This is a genomic window from Lapidilactobacillus dextrinicus DSM 20335 (genome assembly GCF_001436095.1).
Lineage (GTDB): Bacteria > Bacillota > Bacilli > Lactobacillales > Lactobacillaceae > Lapidilactobacillus > Lapidilactobacillus dextrinicus.
Map to the genome: position 1 here is coordinate 68,604 of NZ_AYYK01000025.1, position 12,564 is coordinate 81,167.

General features: G+C 39.1%; 10 protein-coding genes. 1 reads left to right on the forward strand and 9 read right to left on the reverse strand.

Annotated elements, in window-relative coordinates; all coding sequences use genetic code 11:
- Positions 1–141: 141 nt before the first annotated feature.
- The 8 genes from yajC to FC84_RS08625 form a co-directional block, all read right to left on the reverse strand.
- Positions 142–558 carry a preprotein translocase subunit YajC gene (gene yajC, locus FC84_RS08590; protein WP_057757887.1) on the reverse strand — a complete coding sequence of 139 codons (417 nt, stop codon included), beginning with the start codon at positions 556–558 and terminating at the stop codon, positions 142–144.
- A gap of 110 nt (positions 559–668) precedes the next feature.
- Entirely contained in the window at positions 669–1,811 is a 1,143-nt protein-coding gene (gene tgt / locus FC84_RS08595; protein WP_057757890.1) for a tRNA guanosine(34) transglycosylase Tgt, read from the reverse strand.
- A 12-nt stretch (positions 1,812–1,823) separates the two neighbouring features.
- Positions 1,824–2,855 carry a tRNA preQ1(34) S-adenosylmethionine ribosyltransferase-isomerase QueA gene (queA, locus tag FC84_RS08600; RefSeq protein ID WP_057757893.1) on the reverse strand — a complete coding sequence of 344 codons (1,032 nt, stop codon included), beginning with the start codon at positions 2,853–2,855 and terminating at the stop codon, positions 1,824–1,826.
- 14 nt (positions 2,856–2,869) lie between these two features.
- Entirely contained in the window at positions 2,870–3,898 is a 1,029-nt protein-coding gene (ruvB, locus tag FC84_RS08605) for a Holliday junction branch migration DNA helicase RuvB (protein WP_057757896.1), read from the reverse strand.
- Between the two features lie 41 nt (positions 3,899–3,939).
- On the reverse strand, positions 3,940–4,539 hold the full coding sequence (gene ruvA / locus FC84_RS08610; RefSeq protein ID WP_057757899.1) for a Holliday junction branch migration protein RuvA: 600 nt from the start codon (positions 4,537–4,539) through the stop codon (positions 3,940–3,942).
- A 152-nt stretch (positions 4,540–4,691) separates the two neighbouring features.
- Entirely contained in the window at positions 4,692–6,704 is a 2,013-nt protein-coding gene (mutL, locus tag FC84_RS08615) for a DNA mismatch repair endonuclease MutL (protein ID WP_057757902.1), read from the reverse strand.
- A 54-nt stretch (positions 6,705–6,758) separates the two neighbouring features.
- Entirely contained in the window at positions 6,759–9,374 is a 2,616-nt protein-coding gene (mutS, locus tag FC84_RS08620; protein WP_057757905.1) for a DNA mismatch repair protein MutS, read from the reverse strand.
- 13 nt (positions 9,375–9,387) lie between these two features.
- Positions 9,388–10,188, reverse strand: coding sequence for a TIGR00282 family metallophosphoesterase (locus tag FC84_RS08625; protein ID WP_057757908.1), 801 nt, complete (start codon positions 10,186–10,188; stop codon positions 9,388–9,390).
- A 139-nt stretch (positions 10,189–10,327) separates the two neighbouring features.
- Here FC84_RS08625 and FC84_RS08630 point away from each other — a divergent pair, with 139 nt between their 5' ends.
- A complete protein-coding gene (locus tag FC84_RS08630) occupies positions 10,328–10,981 on the forward strand; it encodes a phosphatase PAP2 family protein (RefSeq protein ID WP_057757911.1) in 654 nt (217 codons plus the stop codon).
- 54 nt (positions 10,982–11,035) lie between these two features.
- Here FC84_RS08630 and FC84_RS08635 read toward each other — a convergent pair whose 3' ends face one another.
- Positions 11,036–12,505 (reverse strand): MDR family MFS transporter, encoded by a 1,470-nt coding sequence (locus FC84_RS08635; protein ID WP_057757914.1) that lies wholly within the window; start codon positions 12,503–12,505, stop codon positions 11,036–11,038.
- Positions 12,506–12,564 lie beyond the last annotated feature (59 nt).

Consider the following 12,564-nt stretch of genomic DNA (forward strand, 5'->3'; position numbering starts at 1 on the left):
AAAGGGTTTTCCGTGAATTATTTCACCAATTTTTAAAATTATCGGCTAATCCCTACGCAAATCAACTGAAAAAGCCTATTTTTAGGCATAAAAAAATCCCAAAACAAGTTTGGGATTTAATATACGAAATCAAAAAATTAATTACTTAGTTTCTGAATCGTCACTATTTTCTTCGTGAGTATCAACAGTTGGTTCTTCTGTAACTGTTGTTTCTTCCTTTGCTACTGGTGCAGCAGGTGCTGCTGTAGCACCAACGCCAGGTTTAACGTCACGAATCGCTGTGCGGTTAAAAGTTAATAAGATACCATCAGCATCAATGACAACTGTACCATCAGCAGCATTGATCGTGTCGATAACACCATGTAATCCGCCGATTGTTACAACAGCATCGCCTTTTTTCATGCCATCAAGCATGGTTTGACGTTGAGTTTGTTGTTTCTTACCTGGGCGAATCATCGTAAAGTACATGATTGCAAACATAATTGCAATGATAATTAAAAATGAAAAGCTACCACCTGTTGGGTTTGCAGCTGCTGCTGCTAATAAAAGACTATTCAATCCTTACACCTCGTTATTTTTTATGATGACTAATTATACTGTACCAAAGGCAGCCTTAAAGTTCCAGTGTTCACCAAAAATAGTTACGCCATTACGATCTTTATAGTTCTTTAGAAATTACGAGCATTAGGCTTGTTAAAGCCATAATTTTCGAAAAATTCTGCACGAAAATCAAGTAAGTTATCATCCATGATAGCTTGACGCACTTGCTTCATCGTATGCAATAAGAAGTACAAATTATGATATGACGTTAACCGCAAACCGAAAGTTTCATCAGCCTTAATTAAGTGACGCACATATGCCCGACTAAAGTTACGACATGTGTAACAATCGCAATTATCGTCGATTGGACCAAAATCATGTGCATAGGCCGCATTTTTGACCACTAAGCGACCATGCGATGTCATACAAGTACCATTACGCGCAATCCGGGTTGGTAAGACGCAATCAAACATATCAATTCCACGAATCACACCATCAATTAAAGCATCCGGTGAACCAACGCCCATTAAGTAACGTGGTTTAGTTTCTGGCAATAATGGTGTTGTAAATTCGAGCATTTCATTCATTTCAGCCTTGGACTCACCTACTGATAAGCCACCAATGGAGTAACCTGGAAAATCCATCGCCGTTAATTCAGCAGCACTTTGTTTACGTAAATCTTTAAAGCCTGCACCTTGGACAATACCAAATAAACCTTGCGTATCAGGATTACGATGAGCCTTTAAGCCCCGCTCAGCCCAACGCGATGTACGTTCAATCGACTTCTTGACGTAATCATAACTTTCATAATATGGCGGACATTCGTCAAAACTCATCATGATATCTGGACCAAGATCGTTCTCAATCTCGATGGCTTTTTCTGGAGATAAGAAGAGTTTCTCACCGCTTAAATGACTACGGAAATGAACGCCTTCTTCAGTAATATCGCGAATTTTAGCCAACGAAAAGACTTGAAAGCCGCCGGAATCAGTTAAAATCCCCTTATCCCAGTTCATGAACTTATGCAGTCCACCAGCTTCTTTAACAATTTCTTGTCCAGGACGCAACCAAAGATGATACGTGTTAGCTAAAATAACGCCAGCACCCATCTCGTCTAATTCTTCTGGCGCAATTGATTTAACCGATGCTTGAGTCCCGACAGGCATAAACATGGGGGTAGGAAAAGTGCCATGAGGCGTGATCAACTCACCTAAGCGGGCACCAGTATGCTTTTCTTTTTTGATCAAGTGATAACGGATTGGTTCTGTCATTTAATCATTCCTCTACTTAATGAACATTGCATCGCCAAAACTAAAGAAACGATACTTCTCGTCGATAGCATGTTGATAGGCATTTAAAATATTGTCGCGGCCAGTGAACGAAGCAACTAACATGACCAAAGTTGATTTAGGTAAATGGAAGTTAGTAATGAAAGCATTAACCGCCTTCCATTCATAACCTGGTTTGATAAAGATATCAGTCCAGCCACTATCTTCTTTTAATTCACCATTAAATTTAGTAGCGACAGTTTCCAAAGTACGAATTGAAGTGGTCCCAGTTGCAATAATGCGACCGCCATTTTTACGAACTTCGTTTAACGTATCGGCTGCTTCTTGGCTGAATTGATAGAACTCGCTGTGCATTTTATGATCTTCAATATTATCTTCAGTTACTGGCCGGAAAGTCCCTAAGCCAACATGAAGGGTTAAGTAAACTAATTTAACACCTTTATCTTGAACTTTTTGTAATAATTTTTTAGTCCAGTGCAAGCCGGCAGTTGGTGCTGCAGCAGAACCTAATTCTTTTGAATAAACAGTTTGATAACGTTCAGGGTCATCTAGTTTTTCTTTAATGTATGGTGGTAAAGGCATTTCGCCAAGCTTTTCTAGAATTTCTAAGAAGATACCGTCATAATCAAATTTAATCATACGACCGCCATGTTCTAGTTCTTTAGTAACTGTTGCCGTTAATTCGCCATTACCAAAAACAACTTTAGTACCAACATGGGCATGACGAGCTGGTTTCATCAATGTTTCCCATTCGTCGCCTTCTGTATTGCGTAATAATAAAACTTCTTCATGACCACCAGTATCTGCCTTAACACCATAAATACGTGCAGGCATAACACGGCTATTATTCATAACCACTGCGTCACCAGGATTGAGTTGATCAATAATATCGTAGAAGTGCTTGTCTTCCATTGCGCCGGTTTGATGATCCAACACTAACATTCGTGAATTATCACGTTTAGCAATTGGGGTTTGGGCAATTAATTCTTGAGGTAAATCATAGTCAAAATCTTCAGTTGTAAGCATTACTTTTCCTCTTTTTATTTATTATTTTCTGGAAAGGGAATTCCCAAATGTTGATAAGCTTTAGGTGTGACCATGCGGCCGCGGCTAGTTCGTTTCAAAAAGCCATTCTGCAACAAGAACGGTTCATACATGGTTTCGACAGTCTCGACATCTTCACCAATATTGACTGCAATTGTCTTTAAACCAACCGGACCACCGTTATACAAATTAATCATCATGGTTAATAAACGTCGGTCAACTTGATCTAATCCTGAACGATCGACACGTAATTGTGTTAAGGCAGTTGCTGCAAGATCTTGATCAATCTCTTCTTGATGGGAAACTTCAGCAAAATCACGAATTCGTTTCAACAAACGATTCGCCACTCGCGGCGTACCACGCGCTCTTAAGGCAACTTCTAGCGCAGCTTCTGGTGTAATTCGCGTTTGTAAAACATCCGCTGAGCGCAGAACAATCTCTTGTAAATCGTGAGCGTCATAATAATTCAATGCCGCCAAAATACCAAAACGATCACGCAATGGCGCTGACAATAAACCAGCTCGCGTTGTTGCCCCAATTAATGTAAATGGTGGCAATGGGAAATGAACCGGATGAGCAGTTGGTCCTTGACCAACAATAATATCGACATAAAAATCTTCCATCGCTGAATAGAGCGTTTCTTCCACAGCGCGTGGTAAGCGATGAATTTCATCAATAAATAAGACATCACCGGCTTGTAATTCACTTAGTACCGATAATAAATCGCCAGCTTTTTCAATGGCGGGACCAGAAGTTGTGCGCAGGTTAACCCCTAGTTCATTGGCAATGACCAAAGCCAAAGTGGTTTTACCAAGACCTGGTGGCCCGAATAATAAAGCATGATCCATTGCTTCTTGACGCTGTTTAGCCGCCGCAATATAAATCTGCAACTCAGTTTTAATCTTGCTTTGACCAATATATTCAGCTAAATAATGAGGCCGTAGCGATTTTTCAATCGCATTTTCAGAATCGTCAAGTGGTTCATCACTAATAATTCGCTCGTCTGGATTATTATAATCTGTCATCTTGCCACCTCCTTACTTGATTGATTAAAAAAACATTGTTATTAATGACTTAATAATTTAAGACCAGCACGAACATATTCATCTGGCCCTTGCAGTGCTTGAGCTTTTAACTTATCTTTGATTCGATCTAGTTCCTTATTAGAATAACCTAACGCGGCTAAAGCAGCTAAGCCATCGGCAAAGTCGGCATCCAGACCAAGTAAATCAGGTTGTTCACTTGTCCCGGTTTTGAGAACATCTTGATCAGCCACAGCAATTTTATCTTTAAGATCAAGAATAATTTGTTGCGCTGTTTTTTTACCAACACCGGGAAATTTAGTCAAGAACTTAACGTCACCATTGGCAATAGCTAATGTTAAGCCGTTTTGATCATTAGCCGCCAGGATTGCTAAAGCACTCTTGGGACCGATACCAGCTACACTCGTTAACTGATCGAACAAGTTCTTCTCAGCTTCATCAATAAAACCATAAAGTACTTGCTCAGTATCGCGAATAACTTGCTCAACATAAATTTTAGTAGATTGTTCTACCTGATAGGCATACGGATTCCCCACTAGCAGTTTATAACCAATACCGTTAACTTCTAAGACGAGATATGTCGGTTTCACTACCGTTACAACGCCATTTAAATATTCGTACATTTCTAACCTCTTTCTAGAACCTAACAAAAATTCTAACACAAAACAACTGTTCGTGTGAACCGTCTTTTACAGTAGCTTAACCAGCTAAAAATTAATGATGAGTTCATCAAGTCAATTTAACTATTAATTGGTCGCTTAATTCTTGTTAAACTTTATTCGCCATCCCAATGTTGATGCGGATCTTGAATCCGTTTAAACATTTTGCCTAAATCTTGATCACTAAAATGAACTAACACAGGCCGACCGTGCGGACAATTAAATGGATTTTCAGCTTGAGCTAAATCTCGTAATAATTGTTTTGCTTGAGTTGGTTCCAAATGATGGTTAGCTTTAATCGAACGTTTACAGCTCATCATAATCGCCGTTTTTTCTCGGAATTTAGCAACAGAAATATTGCCATCAGCTAAGAAGTAATCAATCATTTCAGCGATCGTTGCTTCTTCTTGTCCTGCAACAAACCAAGTTGGATGAGTATGCACAATAAAACTATTTTCACCGAAAATTTCAAGTTGAATGCCCACATTACTTAGCAAATCAAGATGCGCTTTAATACGTACAAAGTCCGCCGCAGAATAATTCAAAACAATTGGCACTAATAAGTTTTGCTGATCTTGCGAAACTTTACCAATCTCAACACGGTAATATTCATACTTAACTCGTTCTTGCGCTGCATGTTGATCTAAAATATAAAAACCGTCGGCACTTTCAGCAATTAAAAAGGTACCGTGAATCTGACCAATATAATTTAAATCTGGAAACCGCTGTTCCGTTGTTTTTTCATTTGGTAGTAATTCAGTTTCGTTGAGTGGTTCTGTTTGCTGTGAAAAAGCACGTGGTTGCGGATCATTTGCCAACCAATCATCCCAACTCGCCAATTGATCAGGATCTTTAAAAATTGACTGATCCGTATTCACTTGGGGAATAGGTTCCCAATTAGTAGCCTGTTGAGTTGCTTGAGTTGAGGGAACCACTGAATTCTGCAATGCTTTTCCAAAAGCTGATTTAGGTTTTGGTGTTATTGAATTTGTTTGGTACTGAGGCAACGTTTCAGCAACATGGTCGCGTTGTTGATATTGTTGTCGTTGTGGTGAGCTAGCTTGTTCCAAATCGTTTTGTAGTTGGTCCAGGTCAACTGTTGTCCGATGACTCTGCAAATTCTTCATGGCGTCGGGAATTAAATTCTCTTTTCCTAACGTTTCACGAACAATCTTGGTTAATAACTTCGTTAATTCTGGTTCCTTACTTAATCGCACCTCACGTTTAGTCGGATGAACGTTGACATCGACAAGTAGTGGATCCATTTTAATGTTAATAACGGCCACTGGATAACGACCAACCATTAATTTTGAACCATAACCTTCAATTAACGCTTTGTTTAATTGAAAATTCTTAATATACCGACCATTAATGAGAAACGACAAATAATTCTTGCTAGCCCGCGTTACCGCTGGTCGGGAAATATAACCCTCAATTTCAAAATCTAAGTCGGCACCCTTAATGGCGACTAATTCACGTGCCACACTTAACCCATAAATTCCTGCGATCGTTTGCTGTAATTTGCCATTGCCAGCGGTACTTAACATTTGATTGCCATCATTGACCAACGTTAAAGCAACTTCAGGATAACTCAGAGCAATTCGATTAACGACATCTGCAATATGAGAAAGTTCTGTTGCAACCGACTTCAAGTACTTCAAACGGGCTGGCGTATTATAAAACAAATCACGAACAGTAATGGTTGTCCCTTGAGGATGACTAGCCAGATGAATTTCTGATTCACCAGCAGAAACAACCATTTCACGACCACTTTCTGGTTGACCGGTGCTCGTCTTTAAAGTTACATGGGCAACAGCGGCGATACTAGCCAAAGCCTCACCACGAAATCCTAAAGAATGAACCCGAAAAAGATCTTCACGTGAAGCAATCTTACTGGTTGTATGACGCAAAAAGGCAATCTCTAAATCATCTGGTGCAAAACCGGAGCCATTATCAATAACTTGAATCTCAGTTAATCCAGAATCTTTGAGAAAAACTTGAATTTTTGTCGCACCAGCATCAACTGCATTCTCGACTAATTCCTTAACCACAGAGGCAGGTCGTTCAATCACTTCCCCAGCTGCGATCTGGTTACTTAGTAGTTCAGATAATTGATGAATTTTTCCCATTGACCGTGCCTCCCTTTTCCCTTGCGTCTTCAGTTAATTAAAATCAATAATTCATTAATGGTTCTGTTGATTAAGTTCTTGTTGCCATTGGTTAATTAAATTCATGGCTTCAATTGGTGTAGCTTGCATTAAATTGGTGTTTTTAATTTCCGCTAACAACGCACTAACTTCTGGAGACATCGCCTCAGCTTGCGTTGTTTGTTTTGGTTCTATTTTTGGCTCAGGTTCTTCAGCAATTCTAAATAACGGCAATTGTTCTGGCGTTGGTAAATCGTTAACCAAATCACTGCCTTCAGCTTCTAAGACTGATAACACTTGAGCTGCATGCTGTGTAACATCATTAGGTAAACCAGCTAATTTCGCAACGTGGATCCCGTAGGACTTATCCGCCGGGCCAGCTAATACTTGATGTAAGAAGATTAACTTACCATTTTCTTCAGTAGCACCAACGTGAACATTACGTAACTTGGGAAGTCGCTCTGCTAATTGTGTTAATTCATGATAATGCGTTGAAAATAAAGTCTTAGCACCTAAATGATCATGAATATACTCAATAATAGCGTCAGCTAAGGCAATCCCATCATAAGTTGCGGTACCTCGACCCAATTCATCAAATAATAGCAAACTATGCCGGGTGCCGTGCAACAATGCATCGTTAGCTTCCTTCATTTCTACCATAAAAGTACTCTCACCAGAAATTAAATCATCGGCAGCACCAATCCGCGTGAAAATTTGGTCAAAAATAGGTAACTGAGCTCGATCAGCTGGCACAAAGCAACCGACTTGGGCCATAATCACAATCAAGCCTAATTGACGCATGTAGGTACTTTTACCAGACATGTTCGGACCAGTAATCAACAAAATATCCGTGTCCTTTTTCATTTCCACGGAATTAGGAATAAATTCATTAGCTGCCAAAACTTGCTCAACAACTGGATGGCGACCATTAATGATCTCAACATCTTGCTGCTTCGTTGATAATTCCGGTCGAACATAATGATTGTTCTCGCTGACAACTGCAAAACCTTGCAAAACATCTAAAGCTGCAATTTGTTTAGCTAATGCTTGAATACGTTCAGTTTGGGCTTTGATTTGTTCACGAACCGTTGTAAAAAGTTGATATTCCAACTCTGTTGATTTTTCTTTAGCCTGTAAAATTAAGGCCTCGTGATCCTTTAATTCTGGCGTAATATAACGTTCCGCATTCGTTAGCGTTTGTTTACGTTGATAACGATCAGTTGGTACGTTCTTTTTGTTAGCATTGGTTACTTCAATGTAATAACCGAACACTCGAGTATAGCCAACTTTTAGTGTGGAAATACCTGTCTTTTTCCGTTCTTCTGCTTCTAGTTGCACTAAGAAGTTTTGACCATTGTTAACCGCATCGCGATACTCATCAAGTTGCTGGTTAAAACCATCGTTGATGATGTTACCTTCAGTTGTTGAGATTGGTGCATCTTCACTAATAGCCCGTTGAATCAAATCACGAATATCGGCTAAATCATCCAAGGACGTGCCTAATTTCTGTAACGTTGGCTCAGGTAATTGTTGCAAAACTTCTTTAATTGTCGGAATTTGTTTTAAAGAGTTAGCCAATTGAATAAGATCACGACCATTAGCGCTCCCAAAAGCAATGCGGCCAGCTAAACGTTCCAAATCATAAACCTTCTGCAAAGCTTGTTGTAAAGTCGCCCGTTCAAAATAATGATCAATTAACGTGGCTACAATTTCTTGGCGTTGTTGTAACAATTTAGCATTTAATAGTGGTCGATTTAGCCATTGCTTTAATAAGCGACCACCCATTGCTGTCTTGGTTTTATCTAACAACCAAAGCAAAGTACCTTCGCGCTTGCTGGTTCGCAACGATTCGAATAATTCCAGATTAGCTTTCGCACTATGATTTAAGCGTAAGTATTGATCGATTTCATATGACTCTGCTTGTTGTAAATGGCTAAGGGTGCGTTTTTGCGTTTCTAACAAATAACTAATTAGAATTTTTAAGGCTGCTTGTTCACCTTGCTTAGTCAATTTTTGATTAACAAAGTTAAATTCGCTAGACTCTTGCAACACTTTATCGTGAGAAATCATCATGCCTAGCGATTGCAATTGCTGTTGTTCTTGTTCAGAAATATTAGCATCGACAACGACTTCTTTAGTATTGAGATTTAATAACTCATTAATGACTTCGTTAAACGTATGCAAAGTAGTGGTCCGCACTTCACCAGTTGTTAAATCTGAATAAGCCAAGCCATAAAGCTCGTCAATTAGCGTTAAGGCTGTTAAATAGTTGTTTTGTTTAGCAGTACTAGCATTTTGATCCATCATCGTACCCGGTGTGATTAATTGAATCACTTCTCGTTTAACCATACCTTGAGCCTGCTTAGGATCTTCAACTTGCTCACAAATCGCGACTTTATAACCCTTATCAATTAAAATATCGATATAGTTTTGAGCAGCATGATGTGGCACACCACACATCGGAATCGGATCTTTGGCACTTTTGTTGCGGGCGGTTAAAGTTAATTCCAACAATTGTGAGCCTTTAATGGCATCCTCATCAAATAATTCGTAAAAATCACCAATTCGATAAAACAAAAAAGCATCCTGGTAATCTTTTTTGATTGCCCAGTATTGCTGCATCATTGGTGTATCTTTAGTTGTTTGTGGCATATTGTAACGACTCCTACTCTAAAAACGGCTGATCTGGGGTAATCTGGATTAATTCAATTTTGCGAGCAGCGTTTTTGGTTGATGAAAAATCAATCACGCAACCATTAAGCTGACCACGACCAGATAAAGGTGTTTCAAAACGAACTGGGCGGTGATTCAAGAAACGTTCAATCACTCTTTCTTTACGCATACCTAAAATCTCATCGTAAGGACCGGTCATACCAACATCTGTTAAATAAGCTGTTCCCTTAGGTAAAATCTTGGCATCATTTGTTTGAACATGGGTATGGGTACCGACGACCGCCGTAACGCGACCGTCAACATAATAACCCATCGCTTCTTTTTCACTGGTTGTCTCCGCATGAAAATCTAAGAAAATATAATCACATTGAGCTTGAATCTCAGCTAAAATCTCATCAACTTTGGCAAAAGGATCATCAATACTATCAAGAAAGACACGTCCTTGCAAGTTAATCACCCCAACGGTGGTTTGATTAACTTTAGTCAACACGTACCCTTTGCCTGGTGTATGTTGTGCAGGAAAATTAGCTGGGCGAATTAACTTATTAGCATCGTCAATAAATTCGTAAATATCGTCTTTATCAAACGTATGGTTCCCCATGGTCACCACATCAGCACCAGCTGTTAAAATAGTTTTATACAACGACTTAGTAATGCCCTTACCCATTGCAATATTCTCACCGTTGACGATGGTTAATTGTGGCCGATACTTAGCCTTTAACTTTGGTAAATAAGTGGTTAATGTTTCTTGACCAATCGGTCCCATAACATCGCCAATAAAAATAATTCGCATGATCTACCCCTTTTCATTTAGTCATATTTTAGCATAAGTCCGGTTTTATTTCAGTAAGCCATCATGGCAATCAGCCTTAGTTCAACTTGATGATAAATAGTTTGCTATAATGAACATAAAAATGTCCGTAGGTGAAGTTATGAAACGACAACATCAGTTTTTAGGGAGTTTAATTATTCTATGCTATGCTAGCTTTGCTGTTTTTTATTGGGGTGTAACCAGTCAAGCAGCCTGGATTCATCAATACGATAAGACAATCTATCATTGGCTTAAGCCATTGCATCCTAACAGCACACCTTTCTTTACACTTTATACCAAAATCGGTAATCCGCTAATCATTTCAATGATCACACTAGCAATAGTCTTGATTTTGATATTCGTCAGGCACTGGCGTTGGAGTGTTTTTCTTGCCATTAATATGGTGATTGGTAATTTGATTAATCATTTTGTTAAAAGTATTGTTCAACGGCCACGGCCTTCATTGCCTCATCTCGTTGTTGAAACTGGTTATAGTTTTCCTAGTGGTCACGCAACAGCGGCCGTGATGTTCTTTGGTAGTTTAATTCTGATTGGTCACTTTTTGATTAAGAAAAAGTCCTGGCATCATTTATGGATTGGCATCATGTTGATCATGCTCTTACTATTAGGGATTAGTCGCCTGTACGTCCAAGTACATTATCCAAGTGACGTTACAGCCGGTTTCTTACTAGCATTAGGGAACTTAACCATTCTTTGGTTAATCGCAGCTAAAACGTATTTAAAGCCTGAGATAAGACAGTCTAATTTACAGTAAACAATAGAACCTCCTCTGAATTAAAAAATTCAGAGGAGGTTCTATTGTTTAAACTTAATGTGTAGTCTTTTGAGCTTGTCGTCCTGACCAGAAGTTAACAATTAAGGCAATAACCGTTAGTAACATACCCACCCAATAAACGCCATGCATGGCGTTTAATAGGACTGCGCGTAATTCTGGTAAGAGATCAGCAGAGATTTGTTTAGCTGTCTCTGGATTAATCAATTGATTTAACATTGAAAGTTTCATTCGTGGATCGCTCTTAATACCACTAGCAAATAAGGCATTTTGGATGACACCAAAAGTTGACATCATAATTGTTTGACCAAGGGTTCTAGATAATGTATTAAGCGAAGTGGCAACACCTAGCTCATCTTCAGCCACAACATTTTGTACCGTCACCGTAGTCGTGGTAATCGTAATCCCAAAACCAGTTCCTAAAAGAGCAGCAACCAATAAGAAAACATAGAATTGGGTTCCCATTGGTAAGAAGCCCAGAATCGAAATCCCAATTAAAATAATCGTTAAGCTACCCATGATGATTTGTGGTGCGGTCCGTTTCAAAATTAATTTACCAGCCAAAAATGAACCTAAAATCCACATGACCGAACTTGGCGTAACGGCAAAACCACCCATTGAGGCAGGCAAGCCTAAAATACCTTGCATCCACATTGGAATGTAAACTTCAAAACCAATTAAAACGCCACTGACCAGTGCTGCGACTAAATTTTGGCCTAAGAATAAATGATTTTTAAATAATTGTAGTGGAATTAACGGATCTTTAGCACGTTTTTCACAGCGAATAAATAACCAAGCAGCAACAACCGCAATTAACAGCCGAACACCATTAACTAGTAAATTCGAGTCAGTACCAATACTTTGGGCCAGTAACATTAAGGATAATAAGACAACACTTAAAGTTGCCGCGCCACCATAATCGATTGGTGCCTTTTCAGCTTGACGATCTTCATGAAAGAAGAATATGACTAATAGTAACGTGATCAAGCCAACAGGCACATTGATAAAGAAGATCCAGTGCCAAGATAAATGTTGAACGATATAACCACCCAACAATGGTGCAATGATTGAAGCAATTCCCCAAGCCGAACCATTTAAGCCCAACACTTTAGCCCGTTTTTCAAAGGGATAAATATCGGCAATCATTGTAAACGTCATTGGTTGAATCGCACCAGCGCCAATTCCCTGCAATGCCCGTGCTAAAATTAATGTCAACATTGAGTCAGATAAGCCAGCTAAACTCGAACCAATTAAAAAGATAACAATCCCGACGATAAAGATTGGCTTACGACCCACACGATCTGATAATTTCCCATAAATTGGCGTAGCAATTGATGATGTTAATAAATAAATTGAAAAGACCCAATTCATTAACGAAATGCCGTGTAGACTACCAATAATTGTTGGCATAGCCGTGGAAACGATTGTTCCCTCAATAGCTGTCATAAAGGTGGCTACAAAAATTGCAATTGTAACTAAGACTAAATTTGTTTGTTTCTTCTTCATAATGACCTCAATTCAAAATAATAGGCAATTCTAACATCGCCTGCCCAATAAAAATTCAA